Here is a 20,727-nt window from a genome sequence, read left to right as displayed (position 1 = left end):
AACTCTCCACGTTCACTTCGGAGTTCACGCCCCACCGGTCACAACCGCCGCGCGAGAACGGGGGTGATGAGCGCGGCGGTCCTGCTGCTCATACCCTTGGTCGTGGTCACAGGGAGCGACGCTTTCCGGGCGGCGCTCGACTTCACCACGGGCGTGCTCTGCCTGGTCTCCCTCACGGCGTCCGTCGCATGGGGCCTGGTCGCGTCGGACCGGCTGTTCCTGACCTCCAGGCAGCGTTTGCTCGCCCAGGGCGTCCACCGCGCCACCGCGGTCGCCTCGCTCGGCTTCCTGCTGCTCCACGTCAGCGTGAAGGTGGCGCTGGCCCACGTGTCGCTCATCGAGGCGCTGGTCCCCTTCGGGACGGGCGTCACCGGCAGCAGCGGGCTGATCGGCCTCGGCGTGCTCGCCGGGCTCCTCATGGTGGCCACCGGCGTCACGGGCGCCCTGCGCAGCTCCATGGCCTCCCCGGCCGGCCTCGCCGCGCGCTGGCGGGCGACGCACATGCTGGCCTACCCGGCATGGTGCACGGCCCTGCTGCACGGCCTGTACGCGGGACGGCCACCCAAGACGTACGTGGTGGTCCTGTACTGCCTGTGCCTGCTCGCGGTCGCCGGGGCGGTGGGCCTGCGGGCGGCGCCCCGGTCGGTCAAACGCAAGGTCGCCGCCCGCGTCCTCGCCTTCCTGGACCGGGGCCCGCGCCCGCCCCGTGACCTCGCCCGGGAGGCGCCCGAGCAGCCGCTGCCGGTCACAAAGGCCCCGCGCCGCTCCTCACCGGCCCCGGCCGGAGTCGGCTTCGCGGCCGCCTACCGCGCCGTCTCCTCGCCCTCCTACGCCGACCCACCCCCGCGGCCCGCCCCCGCACCGCCCGCATACGGCCAGGCCGCCTCTCCGCAGGCCGCCTACGCGCCGCCCTCGTACGCCCAGCCCTCCTACGGTGAGCCCTCCTACGAGGAGCCCGCCCAGCGCTGGCCAGCCCCGTCGCCGCCGCCCCCGGCCGAGGCCCCCCACTCGTCCTACGGCCCGACCTACGACACGCCTTACGGCGGCGTCCCCACGGCGGGCCCCGCATCACCCACCGAACCGCTCCCCGGCCCCTTCCAGGCCCCTTCGTCGGGTGAGCCCTGGACCACGCCCTACGGAGGCACGCAGTGAACACGGCGCTGCCCGACGTCCCCGAGGTCCGCGTCGTCGGCCTCCCCCAGCTCACCTCGGGGTTCGACCTCGTGGAGCGACTCGACCTCGACATGCACCTCAAGGTGCACGGCCCGCTGGAACCCATGGCGGGCGAATCGCTCGCACGGCTGGCCCAGGCGGTGTCGCTGCGCGGCCGGGGCGGCGCCGGGTTCCCCTTCGCCAAGAAGCTGCGCGCGGTCGCCGAGTCGGCGATCCGGCGCGGGGTACGCCCCGTGGTCGTCGTCAACGGCAGCGAGGACGAGCCCGCCTGCCGCAAGGACACCGTGCTGATCAACCGGGCGCCCCACCTGATCCTCGACGGCGCCCTCCTGGTCGCCGAGGCGCTCGGCGCGCGCACCCTGGTCGTGGGCGTGACCCGCGACTCCACGGAGGCCTCCATGCAGGCGGCCCTCGCCGAACGGGGCCTGACCAACCGGCGGAACTCCCCGCTACGCGCGCGCGTGCAGCGCAATCCGGTACGCATGGTCACCGGCGAGTCCTCCGCCCTGATCCGCTCGGCCGACGGGGGCCCGCCGATGCCGCCGGGCCGCAAGGTGCGGGCGTCCGACACCGGGGTGGGCGGCGCTCCTACGCTCCTGTCGAACGCGGAGACGTTCGCCCAGCTCGCCGTCGCCGCCCGCACGGGACCGGAGCGCTACTGCCGCACCGGCCTGCACGACGAGCCGGGCACCGTCCTGCTGACGCTCTCCGGCGCCGTCACGCGCCCCATGGTCCTGGAGGTGCCCTCCGGCGTCCCCCTGCGCTACGTCCTCCAGCTCGCGGGCGCTCCCCCGCTCCCCCAGGGCGTCCTCACCGGCGGCTACCACGGCAAGTGGCTGGACGGGGTCGGCGCGCAGGACGCCATCGTCTCCCGGGCCTCCCTGGAGGCGTGCGGCGGCGCTCTGGGGGCGGGCGCGATCCTGCCGATCGGCCCGGAGACCTGCCCGCTCGGCGAGTCCCTGAAGGTGGCGCAGTGGCTCGCCTCGGAGAGCGCGGGCCAGTGCGGGCCCTGCTACCTGGGCCTGCCCGCGGCGGCGCGCGGCCTGGAGGACGTCCTGAACGGCGGCGGGCCCACCGCCCTGGAGGCGCTGCGCGAGGTGACCCGGGCGGTGAAGCGGCGCGGGGCGTGCAAGCACCCCGACGGTTCGGCGGCGTTCATCGAGTCGACGATCTCCGCGTTCACGGACGACCTGGCGGCGCACGTCCTGGGCGCCGGGTGCGGCCGCCCGGTCCGCGGGGTGCTGCCGCTGCACGCGGAGGCACCGGCGACCGCGGCGCCCAGCGGCAAGCGGCTCGCCGTCGACTGGACCCTCTGCCAGGGCCACGGGCTGTGCGCGGACATCGTGCCGGAGCTGATCCAGCTCGGCCCGGACGGCTTCCCGGCGGTCGCCGACGCGGCGGTGCCGCGCTACTCGGAGGCGAACTCCGTCCGCGCCGTGCGGCGCTGTCCCGCGCTGGCCCTGCGCCTGGAGGAGGACGCGGCGGCGCTGCCGGCCAGGCCCGTGCTCCCGCCCGCGCTCCCTCCGGGCCGCAGCCGCACCCGCAGGTAGCCGAAAGCCGGGTGCCGGAACAGACGAAAGCGGGCCATCCGATCGGATGGCCCGCTTTCAACTCTTGTGGAGCTAAGGAGAATTGAACTCCTGACCTCCTGCATGCCATGCAGGCGCTCTACCAACTGAGCTATAGCCCCTTGCAACGCTCCGCCCGGTCTCCCTGTCGGTTTCCCGGGCGGCGACGCCAACATTACACGGTCACCCAGGTGCTCCACCAAATCGTTTCCCGTCTGACCCGCTCTGGGCGGAAAAAGGCGGGATACCGCGTCAGGCCGTGGCGAACGAGTAGAACCGTTTGAGGGTGCAGTGCTCGTCGAGGAGGCGGCCGTAGATCGGTTCGCCCTCCAGCTCCCGGTACGTCTCGATCGGGTCGCCTTTTATGATCAGTGCCCGCGCGCACTCCTCGCACCAGTACTGGAAGTCCGGGTTGACCGGCTCCATGTCGCGCACGATGGGCGTACCGCTGCCGCACCAGTCGCACTTTCTCCTGTGTGCACCCATGTCGATCCGCTCAGCTCCAGCAGTGGCCGCAGGCCGTGCACACGTACGAGATCCCGCCGTTGTCGCCCAGCATCTGGGCGACGTGGAGGGAGCCGCAGGACGGACAGTCGAGAAGAACAGAGCGGGACGAGGACCGGGAGTCGGCGGACGGCATTGCCACGCCGAGGAGGCGGTCGGCCTCCTCGATGATGCTCAAGGGCATCGCCCACTCCCTCCCGTCGGGCCGTCTTCGTCGATCGGACGCAGCCCTCTTCCGGCCGTCCGATTCTGCCACGGCCGTGGCAATACGGTCAGCGACGCCCGCGTACCAGTCCGGATACGGCGCCCAGGAGAGCCGCTCCGGCCAGCGCGGAAGCACATATCAAGAGCGCGTCCGCGGAGTGGTACGCCCCTGAGGCCCCGGTTGTCTCAAAGCGGTGGAGGAAAAGTGCCCCGAAGGCGGCGACACCGATGAGTTGACCGAGTTGCGTCACTGTGGCGAGCAGTCCGCTGGCGTCGGCCGCCTCCTCGGGCCGCACGGTCGCCAACGCGCGCGTGAGCGTCGGGCTGAAGGCGAGCGAGAGCCCGGCGCCGATCGCGACGAACGAGGCGTAGAGCCGGAGTCCGCCGTCGCCTCCGCCGCGCAGGGCGAGGCCGGTGCCGAGCGCCCCGGCCGCCGCGAGCACGAACCCGACCGGGATCAGGGCCGGTTGCCACCGCGCGGGCCAGCGCCGCCAGGTCAGGCCGACCGCGCCGAAGGCCACGGCGGTCGGCGCGAACGTGAGCCCGGCGCGCAGCGCGCTGTAGCCGAGGCCGGTCTGAATGTGCAGGGTCAGGGCGAAGAGGTACCCGGCGTTGACGGCCATCGCCGCGAGGATCCGGAGGACGGCCAGGCCGATGCCGGGCAGGCCCAGCAGCTTGGGCGCGATCAGCGGCGCGCCGCCGCGCCGGGCCAGAGCGGCCTCGTAGGCGCAGAACAGGGCGAAGGCCAGGGCGGCCCCGGCCAGGCACAGCCAGGACCACAGCGGCCAGCCCTCCTCCTGGCCGAGCACGAGCGGCACGGTGAGCAGGCAGACGGCGCCGCCGAGCAGGACGAGTCCCGGCAGGTCGAGCGGCCGGGCTCCGGCGCCCCGGCGCCCGCCGCCGCGGGGCAGTTCGCGCCGGCCGAGGGCGAGCAGGCCCAGGCCGACGGGCACGTTGACCAGGAACACCGCGCGCCAGCCGGTGCCGAGGAGGTCCGCGCTGACCAGTACGCCGCCGAGCACCTGTCCGGCCGCGGCACCCACGGCGAGGACCGCCGCGTAGGCGCCGAGCGCCCGGGCGCGGGAGTCGCCGGTGAAGTGGCGCTGGATGAGGCTGAGGACCTGCGGGATCATCAGTGCCGACCCCGCGCCCTGCACCAGGCGGAACGCGATCAACTGGCCGCTGCTCTGCGCCAGTCCGCAGGCGAGGGAGGCCGCGGTGAACACGGCGAGTCCGCCGAGCACGGCCCGGCGATGCCCGAAGAGGTCGCCGAGGCGCGCTCCGGTGATCAGCAGTACGGCGTACGTGATCGTGTATCCGGCGATGACCAGTTGCAACGCGGCGCCGGACGCGTGGAGTTCGGTGCGCAGCGTGGGGGCGGCGACGTTCACGATGAACACGTCGAGGACGGCCATGAACTGGGCGGTCAGGACCACCGCGAGCAGGCGCCCGCGACCGGTCGTGGTGCCGTTGTCAGTGCCAGGGGCTTTACTGGATCCGGGAGTTGGGGATCGCGGACTTTCCGGGACGGTTGTCGTCATGCCTGGAGCCTGACGCCGTCCGGTTCCGGGTGACGAGAGCCCGCCGATGCTGGTACCGGCAACACCCGGCACGTGCCTTCCGGGGCGCGGGGCCCGGCGCACACGATGGGGGACGTGACGACGATGGCCACGACGGAGCACACAGCGGGACGTACGACAGGGCATCCGGCGGGGCGGGCGGCCGACCGGCGCAGGCCCGAGCTGGCCGCCTTCCTGCGCGGCCGCCGCGCCAGAGTCACGCCCCAGGACGTCGGCATGCCGCCGGGCCCGCGCAGGCGCACACCCGGGCTGCGCCGCGAGGAGGTCGCGCAGCTCTCGGGCGTCGGCGTCACCTGGTACACATGGCTGGAGCAGGGCCGCCCCATCAACGCCTCGCCCCAGGTCCTGGACGCGGTGGCGCGCACGCTGCGGCTCGACCGGCCGGAGCGGGAGCATCTGTACCAGTTGGCGGGTGTGCCGTTCGCGTCCGTGCCGGAGGCCGCCGGGCAGACGGTCGCGGCCGATGTGCAGGGCATCCTGGACGCCCTCGACCCGCTTCCGGCGGTCGTCTACAACGCGCGGTACGACCTGTTGGCCACGAACCGCGGGTACCGCCTGCTCTTCCAGGTCCCGCCGGATCTGAGGGAGCCGGGGACAGGACGGGTCGCCAATGCCATGTGGACTCTCTTCGTCACCCCGGAGGGGATGTGTCCGCTGCTGTTCCGCGAGAGCGAGCTGCCCGTGATGGTGGGGATCCTGCGCTCGGCGTACGGACGCCATGTGGGCGAGCCCGCCTGGGAGGAGTTCATCCGTGACCTGTCCGAGGCCAGTGACTACTTCGCCGAGCTGTGGCGCAGCGGGAACGTCGCGCCGCCCGGGCAGTACATCAAGACGTTCCGCCACCAGGCGCTCGGCGGCGAGCTGCGCATGGCATCGACGTCGCTGAGGATCGACAACATGCCGGAGTGCCGGATCGTCGTCTACTCACCGGTGGACGAGGAGACCCGCGCGCTCCTGGGAAAACTGCGTGCGGACAACGAAAGATCCCGCCCCTGACGGGACGGGATCTTCCTTTCCTGTGGAGCTAAGGAGAATTGAACTCCTGACCTCCTGCATGCCATGCAGGCGCTCTACCAACTGAGCTATAGCCCCTTGCCGCGTTCTTCCCTCCGGATTTTCCCCGGCGGCCCGAACAAGAAGAACTTTAGCTTGCGACCTGCCCGAAAGTGAAATCCGGTCCCCGCGGCCCGCGGGGACCCGATCAGTCGTCGTCGCCGAGGACCGGCTCCGGCAGCGTGCCCGCGTTGTGTTCGAGCAGCCGCCAGCCGCGCGCGCCCTCGCCGAGGACGGACCAGCAGCAGTTCGACAGTCCCCCCAGTCCCTCCCAGTGCGAGGACTCCAGACCCAGGAGGCGGCCGATGGTGGTGCGGATGGTGCCGCCGTGGCTCACCACGACGAGCAGGCCGTTGTCCGGCAGCTTGTCCGCGTGCCGCAGCACGACGGGGGCGGCGCGGTCGGCGACCTCGGTCTCCAGTTCACCGCCGCCGCGGCGGACCGGCTCGCCGCGCTTCCACGCGGCGTACTGCTCGCCGTACCGGGCGATGATCTCGTCGTGCGTGAGGCCCTGCCACTTACCGGCGTACGTCTCGCGCAGACCCTCGTCGTACGCGACGTCGAGGCCGGTCAGGGCGGTCAGCTCGGCGGCGGTGGCCGCGGCCCGCTTGAGGTCGGAGGCGACGACGGCGTCCGGCTTCAGCGAGGCCAGGAGCCGGGCGGCGCGGCGGGCCTGGGCGACACCGGTCTCGGTCAGCTCGATGTCCGTGGTGCCCTGGAAGCGGCGCTCCAGGTTCCACGCCGTCTGGCCGTGGCGCCACAGGATGACCCGGCGGCCCCGGTGGGAGCCACTGGTCAAAGCACCTCACCGCCGAATTCGCGGATGTCCTCCGCTTCGGCCGCGGCCTGCTCGCGCTGGTGCTCCGCGCCCTTGCCGCGGGTGGCCTTGGCGTCGGCGGGCAGCTCCAGCTCGGGGCAGTCCTTCCACAGACGCTCCAGGGCGTAGAAGACGCGCTCCTCGCTGTGCTGGACGTGGACGACGATGTCGACGTAGTCGAGCAGGATCCAGCGGGCGTCGCGGTCGCCCTCACGGCGGACCGGCTTGGTGCCGAGCTCCTTGTTCAGGCGCTCCTCGATCTCGTCGACGATCGACTTGACCTGGCGGTCGTTGGGCGCGGAGGCGAGCAGGAAGGCGTCCGTGATGGACAGCACATCGCTGACGTCGTAGGCGATGATGTCGTGCGCGAGCTTGTCCGCTGCCGCCTGGGCGGCAACGGTGATGAGCTCTAGGGAACGGTCAGTGGCGGTCACTACAAGGCTTTCCGTCGGCGGTCAGAATCCCCCGGGATATCGCTGGCGGGGGTAGCTCAAGGGTCTCACGGACCGCCGGTGGACCTCACGGTGTTCCCGGCGGCCCCGGACCGCACGGTCGCGGGGCCGCCGGGAGGGTCACTTGCCGGTGTAGTCCTGGCCGAGGACGACGGACACGTCGGCGTTGGCGGCGGCCTTGCTCTTGCGCACCGCCGAGGCCGGCAGGTTGAGCGTCTTGGCGACCTCGACGGCGTCCTGCTTGCGGGCGTCGTCGCCGTAGGTGACCTGGGACGCGGCCACCGAGGCCCCGGTGCCGCCCGAGACGAAGGTGTAGCCGCCGTTGACCAGGGCGACGCGGGCCTTCTCGGTGCGGTCCCCGTCGCCGGTGGCGTTCTTGATGGCGACGCGCAGCGAGTCGCCCTGGGCGGGGGCCTTGACGGTGCCGCCGAGGACGTCCTTCACGACGGAGTCCGAGGCCGCCTCGGAGAGGGTGCCGTTCTGCTGGACCGGCAGCAAGGCGGTCTTGTAGTCGCCCTCCTTGGCGCGGTCGGCGAGCTTGGCGAGGAAGGCGCCGAGATCCTTCTCGGTCAGCGACGGGTCGAGGATCTGGGCGAGCGTCTGCACGGTGACCGTCGCCGCCTGCGGGTCGGACGACAGTTTGCGCAGCACGCCCTGCATGACCTGCCCGAACCGCATGAGCTGGGCCGTCTCGGCCTCGCCCTTGGCGCGGTAGGTGGCGTACGCGACGGCCATCGGACCGCTGAGGGTCTGGGCCTCGCCCTTGTGGACGAGGGTGGTGCCCTTCTTGGCCGGGTCGGGCACGTCGGTGTCGGTGTCGATCTCGATGTTGCCGACGAGTTCGACGAGGTTGTTGAGGTAGGGGGTGTCGAGCCGCCAGGTGCCCTCGACGTCGGTGCCGAGCAGGGTGTCGATGGCGCCGCTCGTCCCGGAGGAACCGTCGTCGTCGACGGACTTGCCGAGGGTGGTGGCGGTGCCGTCGTCGCCGGTCAGGGCGAGGGAGTTGGGCAGCAGGACGGTGGTGCCCTGTTTCGTCGTGGTGTTGTTGACGAGGAGCGCAGACGACGTGCTGCCGCCCTTGGTGTTGTGCAGGTGGACGACGATGACGTCGCGGTTCTGCGGGCCTGTCGCGGCGGCGCCGCCCGTCTTCGCGTCGTCCTTGGAGAGGAACGGCAGCTTGTCGGCGTACCAGAGGTAGCCGACGCCGCCGACCAGGCACAGGGCGAGGACGACGACGAGGGCGACGACCCGGTTGCGGCCTCGCCGCCTGGCCTCCTCGCGCCGCTCGCTGCGCGACTCGGTGAACTTCAGCCAGTCGATGACGTCTTCGGAGTTCTCGTCCGGCTCCTCCACGAAGGAGAACTGCTCGGTGCGGTAATCCCGGTCCTGAGAGCCCTGAGAGCCCTGAGAGCCCTGAGAGCCCTGCGGGTCCGGCAGGTCCTGCTCCTGCGGCGGCGGGGCCTGCTGCGGGATGTAGGCGGTGGCCTGCTCGGTCTGCTGCTGATAGGCCTGCTGGTCCACCACCGCCTGCCCGTACGGGTCGTGGACGCCGGTGCCGTACGGATCGTAGGAGTACGCCTGCTGCTGCGGCGGAGCCGGTGGCGCCGGTGGCTGCTGCCCGGTCGCGTACGGGTCGTAGCCGTATCCGTACGCGGGACCGGCCGTGTTCTGCTCGTACGACGGCGCCTGCTGGACCTGCCGGTACACCGGCTGCCCGAACTCGTCGTAGCCGACCAGCTCATACGGATCGTCGCGCTGGTCGTAACCGTCGTAGCGGTCGTTCACCGATGCCCCTCTCGGCGGTGCAGGGTCATTCGCCTCGGTACAGCCGGCGTTTGTCGATGTAGCGGACCACACCGTCCGGCACCATGTACCAGATGGGGTCCCCCTTGGCGACCCTGTCCCGGCAGTCCGTGGACGAGATCGCGAGGGCCGGCACCTCGACGAGCGAGACACCGCCCTCGGGCAGGCCCGGGTCGGTGAGTGTGTGGCCGGGCCGGGTGACGCCGATGAAGTGTGCCAGGGAGAACAGTTCTTCGGTGTATCGCCAGGTGAGGATCTGGCCGAGGGCGTCGGCGCCCGTGATGAAGAAGAGGTCCGTCTCCGGGTTGAGCGCCCGCAGATCACGCAGCGTGTCCGTGGTGTACGTGGGGCCACCGCGGTCGAGGTCGATGCGGCTGACGGAGAACTGCGGGTTCTCGGCCGTCGCGATGACCGTCATCAGATAGCGGTCCTCGGCGGGGGACACCTTCTTGTCGCTCTTCTGCCACGGCTTTCCGGTCGGCACGAAGACCACCTCGTCGAGGTGGAACTGTGCGGCGACCTCACTGGCCGCCACCAGGTGTCCGTGGTGGATCGGGTCGAACGTTCCGCCCATGACGCCGAGGCGCCGCTTGGCGGGTGAGTCCCGCTCTCGGTCCGGGCCGCCGGCCGGGCTGTTGACCGGGCCGGTAGGCATGTCCTGCGCTCCCATGCGTGCAGAGCCTACTGGCCCGATCCGGGTGCTCCGCGCCCCGGTTCAGCGGTCGCGGTTGAAGCGGGTGACGATCCACAGCATGAGAAGCAGGATGACGAGGGCGGCACCGCCCGTCATGAGGGGGCTGATGCTCTCGTGATTGCCGCCGTGCTCGCCGCCCTCGGCAGCGAGAGTGGCCAGCTTGGCAACGGGGCTGTGGAGGCTCATCTTCAGCAGGACCTATCCGGTGTGGGATCGGGATAAAGACTTCCCGCCCATCGTAAGCGGGGGCTCTCACGGCGCTCACGCCGACTCTGCCGTACGGGCTCCGGGAGCGCTCGTACGGTCCCACGACCCGGGTCAGTCGTCGCGCTTGTAGCCGCGCAGCAGGAACCAGGCCAGGAAGACGGCGCCGAGCAGGGCGACGACCAGCACGATGCGCAACAGGTTGCCGGGGCCCTGGTCGGCCGCGGCGGCGTGGACGACGGGCCCGAGTCCGGCGGCGCCGGTGTGGTGATCCATGACGGTTCGCTCCTTCTGTGTGCTGCCCCGTCACGGTATCTCCGCCTAATGTGGATCCCACCTTGGGGGCACAACCGAGCATCATCGAACGACGTCAGCATCATCGAGTGACATCGACATGCCATCGACATGGGGGGCCGCATGCCCGACGTACCGAACGAGCAGCACGAGAACGTACCCAGCAGGCAGCGCAGGAGCTTCCCCGGGATCTCCTCGCGGGCGTACGAGCACCCGGCGGACCGCTCGGCCCTCGTGGCGCTGCGCAAGCTCACCGGCTTCGACACCGTCTTCAAGGCGCTGAGCGGCCTGCTCCCGGAGCGCAGCCTGCGCCTGCTGTTCCTGTCGGACTCCGTGCGCGTGTCGGACGAGCAGTTCACGCACCTCAACGCCATGCTGCTGGACGCCTGTCGCATCCTGGACCTGGAGAAGGTCCCGCCGATGTACGTCAATCAGGACCCGCAGCCGAACGCGATGTGCATCGGCCTCGACGAGCCGATCATCGTCGTCACCACCGGCCTGGTGGAGTTGCTGGACGAGGAGGAGATGCGGGCGGTCGTCGGCCACGAGGTGGGCCACGCGCTGTCCGGGCACTCGGTCTACCGGACGATACTGCTGTTCCTGACCAGCCTCGCGCTGCGCGTGGCGTGGATCCCGCTCGGCAACCTCGCGATCATGGCGATCGTGACGGCGCTGCGCGAGTGGTTCCGCAAGTCCGAACTGTCCGCGGACCGCGCCGGTCTGCTGGTCGGCCAGGACCTGGAGGCCTCCATGCGCGGCCTCATGAAGATCGCCGGCGGTAACCACCTGCACGAGATGAACGTGGACGCGTTCCTCAAGCAGGCCGAGGAGTACGAGGCCGGGGGCGACCTGCGCGACTCCGTCCTGAAGATCCTCAACGTGATGCCGCGCTCCCACCCGTTCACGACGGTCCGTGCGGCGGAGCTGAAGAAGTGGGCGGCGTCCCGCGACTTCCAGCGGCTGATGGACGGGCACTACCCGCGCCGCACGGAGGACAAGGAGACCTCGGTGACCGACTCGTTCCGTGAGTCGGCCGCGCACTACTCGGACCACGTCAAGAACTCCAAGGACCCGCTGATGAAGCTGGTCAGCGACATCGCGGGCGGCGCGGGCGACCTCGGCGGCCGGGTGCGGCGCGGCTTCGGCGGCTTCGGGAACGGCAACGGCGGCACCGGCGACCGCGGCCCCCAGGACACGCCCGAGAGCTGATCCCGGCGCCGGTTCCCGCGTCAGACGGACGGCTGGGCGCTCGGTGCGAGCGCGCCGCACAGCGCGGTCGCACCGCCCGTCGCGTACGGGTCGGTGCCCGCCGGGCCGTCCTTCGCGGCTGTCCGGCCCGCGAGCAGCGGACGCAGGTGCTCGGCGAGGTCGTCGGAGCAGGAGAGCGGCCCGGCCTGGACGTAGGACACGAGCAGTTCGGCCTGGTGGTTGCGCAGGTCCTCGCGGTCGAAGCGGAAGTGCAGCTCGCGGCGGACCGTGAACAGGGAGGCCCGTGCGGTGCCGGCGGCCTCCGCGGCACGCAGCGCGTACACGAACGTGTGGTCGGAGGTCACTTCGAGGGTGTCCGTGTCGGTCTCGGCGGCGTGCAGCGTGCCCTGGACGCGGATGTGGGGGTCGGCGAGCTCGGCCCGCGCCGGGTCGAAGCGGACGAGCCAGCCGGTCGCCGCGTGCCGCCCGTCGACGGCCGGCCGGTCGAAGCTCTGGTCGAACTGGTCGAGCTGGCGCGGGGCGACGAGCATGCGGACGGGCCGGACCGCTCCCCCGGTGAGCACCTCGGGGTCGAGCGAGGAGTCGACGAGGTAGTCCTTGGCGGTGCTCAGCGCGGTGACGACCTGGCTGTCGGAGAAGTGCGCGGTGCGCCGGACGTCCGGCGGCAGCGTGATGCCGTCGGCGGCGATCCGGAACCGGGCGGCCGGGCTGTGCTCGTACAGCTCGGCGGTGTCGGCGGAGCCGGGGACCGCCGCGGCCGGGGCGAGCGGGATCACGGTCATCCGCAGCGGCTCGGTGTGCCGGGCGAGGGGGGTCGTGCGGTACGGGCTGCGGACGCCCATGTAGACCGCGGTGCCGAAGGCGATGACGATGAGGACGACGAGGATGACGGCCTGGCGCGAGAGGCCGCGGCGCAGCGCGGGGGTGCGGCGCACGGCGGGCGCGTGGTCGGTGATCCGCTCCCGCGCGGAGAACTCCTGGAGGCGGGCAGCGCGGACGAACGATTCGTCGAAGACGACGGACCGGTACTCGTCCTCGCTTCCGCCGCCCCCGACGGGGCCACCTTCCGGTGGGCCCTCCGGTGGGTCTCCTGGGCCGCCCATACCTTCAGATTAGGTCCTCGAAGGCGCCGGTAAACGCCCCGGTGCGGGACAACTTCCGGCGACGGCGCGCGCGGTCGCTCAGCGGGTGCGCGGGACCGCGGAAACCGCAGGCCGGGAGTAGTCCGCGGAGGCGGAGGGCGGGCCCGACACGCCTTTCTCCAGCTCCGTCGTCGCGGGCGGTGGCACCCGCTCCTGGCGGCCCGAGGAGGCGCCCCGGTAGACGGCCGTGAAGGCGAGGGCGACCATGCCGACGCCCATGAGCAGGGCGAGCGCCCAGGCGACGGGCCTGCGCCAGCGGACCAGGAGCGAATGCTGCCCCGCCCTGCCGTCCCGCTCGAGCTCCTCCTCGTAGAGGCCGTCGGCGTCGTGGGGCACGCGGCCGAAACCGGGCACCCCGCCCAGCCCGTGACCGTCGCCGCCGTCCCCATAGAAGTCGTCGGTGCTGTCGGTGTTGTCGGTGTTGTCGGTGGCTCGGCGAGTGCGCGCTCTGCGGGACTCGGCCTCCTGGGCCTCGGCGCGCGCCTGGGCCGCGGCGAGCAGTCGCTCGACCGCGGTGGGCTCATGGACCTCGGCGGCCTTCACGAAGTCCTCGTCGAGGACCACGGAGGCGAACTCTTCGTCCCAGCCCCCGCGGTCCTGGTCGTCCTCGGGCTCCCAGCCGTCCGGGAACGGCGCGCCCCCCACGTCCTCCGGCACTCGTCCAGAGTAGACCGGAGGGGTCATTTTGGGCAGACGGTACGGGGATTCCCCCACAAGTCGCTGCTTAACGGGTGTGGCCGTCGCCCGTGACGATGTACTTGGTGCTGGTCAGTTCCGGCAGGCCCATGGGGCCCCGGGCGTGCAGCTTCTGCGTGGAGATGCCGATCTCGGCGCCGAAGCCGAACTGGCCGCCGTCGGTGAAGCGCGTGGAGGCGTTGACCGCGACGGTCGTGGAGTCCACCAGTTGAGTGAAGCGGCGCGCTGCCGCCTGCGAGGTGGTGACGATGGCCTCGGTGTGCCCGGAGGACCACAGCCGGATGTGTTCGACGGCCTTGTCGAGGTCGTCGACGACGGCGGCGGCGATGTCGTACGAGAGGTACTCGGTCTCCCAGTCCTCGTGGGTCGCCTCGACGACGGTGGCCTTGGAGCGGTCCGCGTAGGCGAGGATCCGCGGGTCGGCGTGGACGGTGACGCCCGCGTCGGCGAGCGCGTCCAGGGCGCGCGGCACGAACGCGTCGGCGATGTCCTGGTGGACGAGGAGGGTCTCGGCGGCGTTGCAGACGGAGGGGCGCTGCGCCTTGGAGTTGACGAGGATGTCGACGGCCATGTCGATGTCCGTGTCGGCGTCGACGTAGACGTGGCAGTTGCCGGTGCCCGTCTCGATGACGGGGACGATCGAGTTCTCCACGACGTTCTTGATGAGGGCGGCGCCGCCGCGCGGGATGAGGACGTCGACGAGGCCGCGGGCGCGCATCAGCTCGGTGACCGAGTCGCGGTTCTCGCCGGGGACGAGCTGGATCGCGTCGGCGGGCAGGCCGCTGCCGCCGACGGCGTCGCGGAGCACGCGCACGAGTGCGGTGTTCGAGGCGTACGCGGAGGAGCTGCCGCGCAGGAGGACGGCGTTGCCCGACTTGAGGCAGAGGGCGGCGGCGTCGACCGTCACGTTGGGCCGGGCCTCGTAGATGATGCCCACCACGCCGAGGGGGACGCGGACCTGGCGCAGGTCGATGCCGTTGGGGAGGGTGTTGCCGCGCACGACCTGGCCGACCGGGTCGGGCAGGGCGATGACGTCGCGCACGTCGGAGGCGATGGCGCGGACCCGCTCGGGGGTCAGGGTCAGCCGGTCGATGATGGACTCGCTGGTGCCGGCCTCACGGGCGCGGGCGATGTCCTCGGCGTTGGCCTCGACGATCTCCGCGGTGCGCACTTCGAGGGCGTCGGCGATCGCCGCCAGCGCGTCGTCCTTCTCCGCGCGCGGCAGCGGGGCGAGGTCGTTGGCGGCGGCGCGGGCGCGGTAGGCGGCCCGGGTCACCGGGGTCATCGAGTCGTACGGGTTGAGCGAGGGCGACGTCATGCACCGCAGCGTAACGGGGGACGGCCGGGCGTCCAGATCCTGTTCCGGGGGGTGAGACATGGTGAGACATGGCCGAAAAGAGGCAGGCGGGAACCGCCGGGCGGATCCCTGGGGTTGCCGGACGCCCCTAGAACGGGTGTACCCCTACCGGGGTCGCGGGGAGGGGGCCGTAGCCCTCCGCGATGCGGTGGTGGTAGGTCTGGCGGTCGATGACCTCCAGGCCCACGATCTCCCAGGGCGGCAGCCGGGACGTCTGGCGGTGCTCGCCCCACAGGCGCAGGGCGACGGCCGCCGCGTCGTGCAGGTCGCGGGCCTCTTCCCAGTAGCGGATCTCCGCGTGGTCGACCGCGTAGCGGCTGGTCAGCAGAAAGGGATGGTCGTGGGCGAGTTGTTCGAGGCCGCGCCTGACCTCGGCGAGGGGGGCCTCGGCGCCCGAGACGCTGAGCGTGATGTGCCACAGGCGGGGGCCCTCCTCGGCCATCGCCCCGCCGTCGGCCAGGGCGTCGCCCGCGGCCTCCTCCTCGTACGCGTCCCCGGCGGCCACGCTGGTCAGGGCTCGCTCCGCCGACCCTCGGGGCGTCGCCCCCGGGCGCGCTCGTCTCACGACGGCCTCCTTTGCGCAATGGTCGTGCGGAACTTCTCTGCGTGAACTGCCTTCATCAAGAGTTGAGCAGGACACGAGACGTCTTGGGGTGGTTTTACGGAAGGTCCCCCGCGGGTGGCAGGCTTTCGGCCGTTTCCACAACGGTTTCGAAGGCGGACGGTCGCGGATCACGCCCGGAGGAGGACCAGATCGTCCCTGTGTACGACTTCCCGTTCGTAGGCGGGTCCGAGGTCGCGGGCGAGCTCCCGGGTCGAGCGGCCGATCAGCCGGGGGATCTCCTTGGCGTCGAAGTTGACCAGGCCGCGGGCGACCGCCCGGCCGCGCACGTCCCGCAGCTCCACCGGGTCGCCCGCGCTGAACTCGCCCTCCACCGCCGCGATACCGGCGGGAAGCAGTGACGTACGCCGCTCGACCACGGCCTGTACGGCGCCGTCGTCCAGGGTGAGCGCGCCCTGCGGGGTGGACGCGTGCTGGAGCCAGAGCAGCCGGTCGGCGCTGCGCCGGCCCGTGCGGTGGAAGTAGGTGCCGGTGTCGCGGGCGGCGAGGGCGTCGGCGGCGTGGCTGGCGCTGGTGAGGACGACGGGGATACCGGCCGCGGCGGCGATGGAGGCGGCCTCGACCTTGGTGACCATGCCGCCGGTGCCGACGCCCGCCTTCCCGGCGCTGCCGATCTTGACGTGTGCGATGTCGGCGGGGCCGCGCACCTCGGCGATGCGGGAGGTGCCGGGCTTGCTGGGGTCGCCGTCGTAGAGGCCGTCCACGTCGGAGAGGAGGACGAGCAGGTCGGCGTGGACGAGGTGGGCGACGAGGGCGGCGAGCCGGTCGTTGTCGCCGAAGCGGATCTCGTCGGTGGCGACCGTGTCGTTCTCGTTGACGACCGGGAGGGCGCCCATGGCGAGGAGCTGGTCGACGGTGCGCGAGGCGTTGCGGTGGTGGCTGCGGCGGGCCATGTCGTCGCTGGTGAGGAGGATCTGGCCGACGCGGACGCCGTAGCGCGCGAAGGAGGCGGTGTAGCGGGCGACCAGGAGGCCCTGGCCGACGCTGGCGGCGGCCTGCTGGCGGGCGAGGTCCTTGGGGCGGCGGGCCAGGCCGAGCGGGGCGAGCCCGGCGGCGATGGCGCCCGAGGAGACGAGGACGATCTCCTTGTCCCCGCCGTGCTGCTTGGCCAGGACGTCCACGAGGGCGTCGACGCGGTCCGCGTCCAGGCCCCCCGCGGCCGTCGTGAGCGATGACGATCCGACCTTGACCACGATCCGGCGCGCTTCCGCCACGCCCTGCCGTGCCGTACGTGTTGCCCCTGACATGCTCCGCAATCTACGTGACGTGACCACGCGGACGCTGCCGGGTTTCGAGGGACGGACATCCGCCGAACAAACACGCGGCGTCAACCCCGGATGGGCGATTGGTCCCTCTGGTTCACGCCGTTTGCCCCTTTATTGGGTGATTGCCGTCACGGAGGATTGCTACGGGACCTCCGAAAGTCATACGGTCAGTGGTCAGCCTTTTCATCGCGTCATCACGGCATCGAGGTGGATCAGCCCCCCAACGGCCACGCGCCGTCTGATCCCCGACCGATGCCCCCGAACCCCCTCTGACCTTCTCCCGATCCCTGCCAGGAGCCCAGCCCGTGCCCTCCGCCGGACTTGCCCCGCGCCGCGTCGTGCAGCTCTCAGCGCTGCTCGCGATGCTCGCCCTCTATGTGGCCCAGCTCGTCAGCGCGTCCCTCCCCCACGTCCCCGTCTTCGTCGCCTCCAGCGCTGCCGGTCTCGCCCTCGACACGTACCTTCAGTACAAGCAGCCCGGTCTGCTGTCCCTGCTCACCAAGGTGCGTTTCGACGTCACCGTGCGACAGCTCCTGCGCGACATGCTGATCTTCGTCGGGCTGCTGCGTATCGACGGCATCGACCCGATGGGCGAGCAGGCGCCCCTGCTCTTCGCGCTCCTGGCCGTGTACGTCCTGCACTTCGGCTGCCAGGCCGCGGCGGTCCTGGTGCGCCGCACCCGTACGCTGCCGATCCTCACCCGCAACATCGACGCCTCGGCGCTGCGCCTGTCCGCGGCCCCGCCGCGCATCCTGGCCCGCCGCTCCAGCCACCGCCTGCTGACCTTCTCGATCCCGGCCACCGCGGGCCTGCTGCTCACGGCCGCGACCACGCACGCGTTCTGGGGCGGCATCGGCATCGGCCTCTCCCTCGCCCTGTTCGGCGGCGGCATGCTGTACCTGGCCACCTGGCTGCTGCCGAGGAAGCGGGCGCTGGGCGAGGCGCAGGTCATGGCGTGGCTGGACGACTGGCTGGCGCACTACAAGCCGACCGTCGCCATGTACTTCTCCGGCGGCACGACCTCCGCGTACCAGGCCAACATGTGGCTCTCCACCCTCGCCGACGTGGACGGCAAGCCGCTGATCGTGCTGCGTGAGCGGTTCATGGTGAACAAGATCGACGCCACCGACGTGCCGATCATCTGCTTCCCGAAGGTCGCCACGATGTTCTCGCTGGAGAACTCGACGCTGAAGATGATGCTGCACCCGGCGAACGCGGCGAAGACCTCGCAGGTGCTGCGCATCCCGACGATCAAGCACGCGTTCATCAACCACGGCGAGTCCGACAAGCTCTCCTCCTGCAACCCGTACGCGAAGGCGTACGACGAGGTGTGGGTGGCGGGGCCCGCGGCCCGCGACCGCTACCAGCTCGCCGACGTCGGCGTCGAGGACAAGGACGTCGTCGAGGTGGGCCGCCCGCAGCTCTCCCCCATCAAGACCTCCTCCGGCCCGGCCGACGGCCCGTACACGACCGTCCTCTACGCCCCCACCTGGGAGGGCTGGGACGGCAACCCCGGCAACACCTCCGTGATCCTGGCCGGCGAGAACATCGTGCGGCACCTGCTCGCCGACGACCGGGTGCGCCTGATCTACAAGCCGCACCCGATGACCGGTTCGCAGATCCCGGCCGCGGGCGCCGCCAACCAGCGCATCATGGCGATGATCCGCGAGGCCAACAGCCGCCGCTCGGGCGAGCGGCCGGGCCCCGAGGCCGCCGCCGAGCTGGCCCGGCGCACCGAGGCCCTGGACACGCTGACCTCCACCGCGTTTCGCACCAGCGCCGACGAGATGGAGAAGATGCTGCTCCAGGGCCGTCCGACCGCGGGCCGGCAGGCCGCCGTGGCCGAGGCGACCGCGGCCTGGGAGCAGGCGTACTGGGCGTCGTTCCCCGAGTGGGAGCACCGGATCGTCACCGAGGCGCGCCCCGCGATCTTCACCTGCTTCAACCAGGCCGACGTGCTGATCTCCGACGTCTCCTCGGTCGTCTCCGACTGGCTGGCCAGCGAGAAGCCGTACGCCGTCGCCAACACCTCGGGCCTCTCGGAGCTGGACTTCCGCTCCGGGTTCCCGACGGTGGGCGCCGCGACGATCCTGACGCCCGACGCGGAGGGCGTGCCCGGCCTGCTCGCGGCCGTGCGCGGCGAGGCCGACGACGCGCACGCCGAGGCGCGTCTCGAACTGAAGGAACACCTTCTGGGCCCCTCGGACCCGCCCTCCATCGACCGTTTCAACGCGGCCGTGCGCGCCCTGTGCGCCCGCGCCGACGAGCGCCGCGTACGGATGGCCGCGCGCGGCGACGCGGAGATCCCCGCCCAGCGCGAGGACACCGTCGAGGAGCAGGTGGCCGACGCGGTGGCGGCGGAGGCCGCCCCCGAGTCGGAGGACGCCGTCAACGCGTAGCGTCCGCGGCGCGCGAGCACGCGAAAAGGGCCCGGGAGGAGCAACCTCCCGGGCCCTTCTTCATGCGCTGTGGCCGCGGGCCACGGCTCGACGGTCCCGCCCTAGAAGGGCTTGAAGTCGTCGTACTCCTGCTCCGCCTCGTCCCGCTCCGCCTGCCGGTCGCGGCGGCGCTGGGCGGCCGGGCGGGGCGCCTCCATGCGGTGGTCCTCGCCGCGGCGGCCGAGCATCTCGGCGCCCGCCATCATGGTGGGCTCCCAGTCGAAGACGACCGCGTTGTCCTCGGGGCCGATGGCGACGCCGACGCCGCTGCGGGCGCCCGCCTTCATCAGCTCGTCCTCGACGCCGAGGCGGCTGAGACGGTCGGCGAGGTAACCGACGGCCTCGTCGTTGTTGAAGTCGGTCTGGCGCACCCAGCGCTCCGGCTTCTCGCCGCGCACCCGGAACAGGGGCTCCCCGTCGACGTCCTCGCGTACGACGCTGAACCCGGAGTCGTCCACGGCCTTCGGGCGGATGACGATACGGGTCGCCTCCTCCTTCGGCTTCGCGGCGCGCGCCCCGGCCACCAGCTCGGCCAGCGCGAACGACAGCTCCTTGAGCCCCTTGTGGGCGACGGCCGACACCTCGAAGACGCGGTAGCCGCGCGCCTCCAGGTCGGGCTTGACCATCTCGGCCAGGTCCTTGCCGTCGGGCACGTCGATCTTGTTGAGGACGACCAGGCGCGGCCGGTTCTCCAGGCCCGCGCCGTACTCGCGCAGCTCGGCCTCGATGACGTCGAGGTCGGAGACGGGGTCGCGGTCGGACTCCAGGGTCGCCGTGTCGAGGACGTGCACGAGGACCGAGCAGCGCTCGACGTGGCGCAGGAACTCCAGGCCGAGGCCCTTGCCCTGGCTGGCGCCCGGGATCAGACCGGGCACGTCGGCGATCGTGTAGACCGTCGCGCCGGCCGTGACGACGCCGAGGTTCGGGACCAGCGTCGTGAAGGGGTAGTCGGCGATCTTCGGCTTGGCGGCCGAGAGCACCGAGATGAGCGAGGACTTCCCCGCGCTCGGGTAGCCCACCAGGGCGACGTCGGCGACGGTCTTGAGCTCCAGGACGACGTCGCGCAGGTCGCCGGGGACGCCGAGGAGGGCGAAGCCGGGGGCCTTGCGGCGGGCCGAGGCGAGGGCCGCGTTGCCGAGGCCGCCCCGGCCGCCCTGGGCGGCGATGAAGGTCGTGCCCTCACCGACGAGGTCCGCGAGGACGTTGCCCTGCTTGTCCAGGACGACGGTGCCGTCGGGGACGGGCAGGATCAGGTCCTCGCCGTCCTTGCCCGAGCGGTTGCCGCCTTCGCCGGGCTTGCCCGCGGTGGCGTTGCGGTGCGGGGAGTGGTGGTAGTCGAGGAGCGTCGTCACCGACTGGTCGACGACCAGGATGACGTCGCCGCCACGGCCGCCGTTGCCGCCGTCCGGGCCGCCGAGCGGCTTGAACTTCTCACGGTGGACGGAGGCACAGCCGTGGCCCCCGCTACCCGCGGCGACATGCAGTTCGACGCGGTCCACGAAGGTGGTCATTGGTCAGTGCCTCCAGAAACTTACGGAAATTGCTGCTGCGTGCTGTAAGGGCATGCAATGAGAGCGTGCTGTATCCATTGACAACACGCGAAAGGCGGACCCGCTTCCCCAAAGGGGAAGTGAGGTCCGCCTCGCGAAAGA

20 protein-coding genes and 2 tRNA genes are annotated in these 20,727 nt (G+C 71.7%); 5 read left to right on the top strand and 17 right to left on the bottom strand.

Annotated elements, in window-relative coordinates:
- Positions 1 to 66 precede the first annotated feature (66 nt).
- Both ACIRF8_RS04580 and ACIRF8_RS04575 read left to right on the top strand, forming a co-directional pair.
- Positions 67 to 1,152, top strand: coding sequence for a cytochrome b/b6 domain-containing protein (locus ACIRF8_RS04580; RefSeq protein ID WP_404210763.1), 1,086 nt, complete (start codon positions 67 to 69; stop codon positions 1,150 to 1,152).
- On the top strand, positions 1,149 to 2,723 hold the full coding sequence (locus ACIRF8_RS04575; RefSeq protein WP_404210761.1) for an NADH-ubiquinone oxidoreductase-F iron-sulfur binding region domain-containing protein: 1,575 nt from the start codon (positions 1,149 to 1,151) through the stop codon (positions 2,721 to 2,723). The genes ACIRF8_RS04580 and ACIRF8_RS04575 overlap by 4 nt, the downstream gene beginning before the upstream one ends.
- Positions 2,724 to 2,790: 67 nt before the next feature.
- On the opposite strand, the gene ACIRF8_RS04570 is transcribed toward ACIRF8_RS04575, so the two are convergent.
- From ACIRF8_RS04570 to ACIRF8_RS04555, 4 genes are all read right to left on the bottom strand, one after another.
- Positions 2,791 to 2,863, bottom strand: a tRNA-Ala gene (locus tag ACIRF8_RS04570).
- A gap of 130 nt (positions 2,864 to 2,993) precedes the next feature.
- Positions 2,994 to 3,227 (bottom strand): hypothetical protein, encoded by a 234-nt coding sequence (locus tag ACIRF8_RS04565; RefSeq protein ID WP_404210759.1) that lies wholly within the window; start codon positions 3,225 to 3,227, stop codon positions 2,994 to 2,996.
- A 10-nt stretch (positions 3,228 to 3,237) separates the two neighbouring features.
- Complete coding sequence (locus ACIRF8_RS04560) at positions 3,238 to 3,429, bottom strand: hypothetical protein (protein ID WP_404210757.1); 192 nt, start codon at positions 3,427 to 3,429, stop codon at positions 3,238 to 3,240.
- Between the two features lie 88 nt (positions 3,430 to 3,517).
- Positions 3,518 to 4,990 carry an MFS transporter gene (locus ACIRF8_RS04555; protein WP_404210755.1) on the bottom strand — a complete coding sequence of 491 codons (1,473 nt, stop codon included), beginning with the start codon at positions 4,988 to 4,990 and terminating at the stop codon, positions 3,518 to 3,520.
- Positions 4,991 to 5,095: 105 nt separating this feature from the next.
- Here ACIRF8_RS04555 and ACIRF8_RS04550 point away from each other — a divergent pair, with 105 nt between their 5' ends.
- Positions 5,096 to 6,025 (top strand): helix-turn-helix transcriptional regulator, encoded by a 930-nt coding sequence (locus tag ACIRF8_RS04550; protein ID WP_404212279.1) that lies wholly within the window; start codon positions 5,096 to 5,098, stop codon positions 6,023 to 6,025.
- 23 nt (positions 6,026 to 6,048) lie between these two features.
- Here the strand turns inward: ACIRF8_RS04550 and ACIRF8_RS04545 are convergent.
- The 7 genes from ACIRF8_RS04545 to ACIRF8_RS04515 form a co-directional block, all read right to left on the bottom strand.
- Positions 6,049 to 6,121: transfer RNA gene (locus ACIRF8_RS04545), tRNA-Ala, on the bottom strand.
- Between the two features lie 109 nt (positions 6,122 to 6,230).
- Positions 6,231 to 6,881, bottom strand: coding sequence for a histidine phosphatase family protein (locus tag ACIRF8_RS04540; protein WP_404210753.1), 651 nt, complete (start codon positions 6,879 to 6,881; stop codon positions 6,231 to 6,233).
- Complete coding sequence (gene rsfS, locus ACIRF8_RS04535) at positions 6,878 to 7,333, bottom strand: ribosome silencing factor (protein WP_404210751.1); 456 nt, start codon at positions 7,331 to 7,333, stop codon at positions 6,878 to 6,880. The genes ACIRF8_RS04540 and rsfS overlap by 4 nt, the downstream gene beginning before the upstream one ends.
- Positions 7,334 to 7,471: 138 nt before the next feature.
- Positions 7,472 to 9,136 carry an LCP family protein gene (locus ACIRF8_RS04530; protein ID WP_404210749.1) on the bottom strand — a complete coding sequence of 555 codons (1,665 nt, stop codon included), beginning with the start codon at positions 9,134 to 9,136 and terminating at the stop codon, positions 7,472 to 7,474.
- A gap of 25 nt (positions 9,137 to 9,161) precedes the next feature.
- Complete coding sequence (gene nadD / locus ACIRF8_RS04525; RefSeq protein WP_404210748.1) at positions 9,162 to 9,824, bottom strand: nicotinate-nucleotide adenylyltransferase; 663 nt, start codon at positions 9,822 to 9,824, stop codon at positions 9,162 to 9,164.
- A gap of 45 nt (positions 9,825 to 9,869) precedes the next feature.
- On the bottom strand, positions 9,870 to 10,034 hold the full coding sequence (locus tag ACIRF8_RS04520; protein ID WP_404210746.1) for a hypothetical protein: 165 nt from the start codon (positions 10,032 to 10,034) through the stop codon (positions 9,870 to 9,872).
- A gap of 132 nt (positions 10,035 to 10,166) precedes the next feature.
- On the bottom strand, positions 10,167 to 10,328 hold the full coding sequence (locus ACIRF8_RS04515; protein ID WP_404210744.1) for a hypothetical protein: 162 nt from the start codon (positions 10,326 to 10,328) through the stop codon (positions 10,167 to 10,169).
- Positions 10,329 to 10,469: 141 nt separating this feature from the next.
- Between ACIRF8_RS04515 and ACIRF8_RS04510 the strand changes: the two genes are divergently transcribed.
- Positions 10,470 to 11,555, top strand: coding sequence for a M48 family metallopeptidase (locus tag ACIRF8_RS04510; protein WP_404210743.1), 1,086 nt, complete (start codon positions 10,470 to 10,472; stop codon positions 11,553 to 11,555).
- A gap of 20 nt (positions 11,556 to 11,575) precedes the next feature.
- Here the strand turns inward: ACIRF8_RS04510 and ACIRF8_RS04505 are convergent, their stop codons facing one another.
- From ACIRF8_RS04505 to proB, 5 genes are all read right to left on the bottom strand, one after another.
- On the bottom strand, positions 11,576 to 12,658 hold the full coding sequence (locus ACIRF8_RS04505) for a hypothetical protein (RefSeq protein ID WP_404210741.1): 1,083 nt from the start codon (positions 12,656 to 12,658) through the stop codon (positions 11,576 to 11,578).
- 78 nt (positions 12,659 to 12,736) lie between these two features.
- Complete coding sequence (locus ACIRF8_RS04500; RefSeq protein WP_404210739.1) at positions 12,737 to 13,381, bottom strand: hypothetical protein; 645 nt, start codon at positions 13,379 to 13,381, stop codon at positions 12,737 to 12,739.
- A gap of 40 nt (positions 13,382 to 13,421) precedes the next feature.
- The gene (locus ACIRF8_RS04495) at positions 13,422 to 14,711 is read right to left on the bottom strand and encodes a glutamate-5-semialdehyde dehydrogenase (RefSeq protein WP_404210737.1); all 1,290 of its coding nucleotides are present in this window, start codon (positions 14,709 to 14,711) and stop codon (positions 13,422 to 13,424) included.
- A gap of 127 nt (positions 14,712 to 14,838) precedes the next feature.
- The gene (locus ACIRF8_RS04490) at positions 14,839 to 15,315 is read right to left on the bottom strand and encodes a hypothetical protein (RefSeq protein ID WP_404210735.1); all 477 of its coding nucleotides are present in this window, start codon (positions 15,313 to 15,315) and stop codon (positions 14,839 to 14,841) included.
- Positions 15,316 to 15,482: 167 nt separating this feature from the next.
- Positions 15,483 to 16,586, bottom strand: coding sequence for a glutamate 5-kinase (gene proB, locus ACIRF8_RS04485; RefSeq protein WP_404212277.1), 1,104 nt, complete (start codon positions 16,584 to 16,586; stop codon positions 15,483 to 15,485).
- A 356-nt stretch (positions 16,587 to 16,942) separates the two neighbouring features.
- Between proB and ACIRF8_RS04480 the strand changes: the two genes are divergently transcribed.
- Complete coding sequence (locus ACIRF8_RS04480) at positions 16,943 to 19,036, top strand: hypothetical protein (protein WP_404210733.1); 2,094 nt, start codon at positions 16,943 to 16,945, stop codon at positions 19,034 to 19,036.
- 101 nt (positions 19,037 to 19,137) lie between these two features.
- On the opposite strand, the gene obgE is transcribed toward ACIRF8_RS04480, so the two are convergent.
- Positions 19,138 to 20,586: a GTPase ObgE gene (gene obgE / locus ACIRF8_RS04475; protein WP_404210731.1), complete on the bottom strand. Its 1,449-nt coding sequence runs from the start codon at positions 20,584 to 20,586 to the stop codon at positions 19,138 to 19,140.
- Between the last annotated feature and the right edge of the window lie 141 nt (positions 20,587 to 20,727).

This window comes from Streptomyces sp. NPDC102406, from assembly GCF_044765725.1.
Lineage (GTDB): Bacteria > Actinomycetota > Actinomycetes > Streptomycetales > Streptomycetaceae > Streptomyces.
The sequence above is the reverse complement of the archived record's forward strand: the minus strand, read 5'-3'. Positions and strand labels throughout refer to the sequence as shown.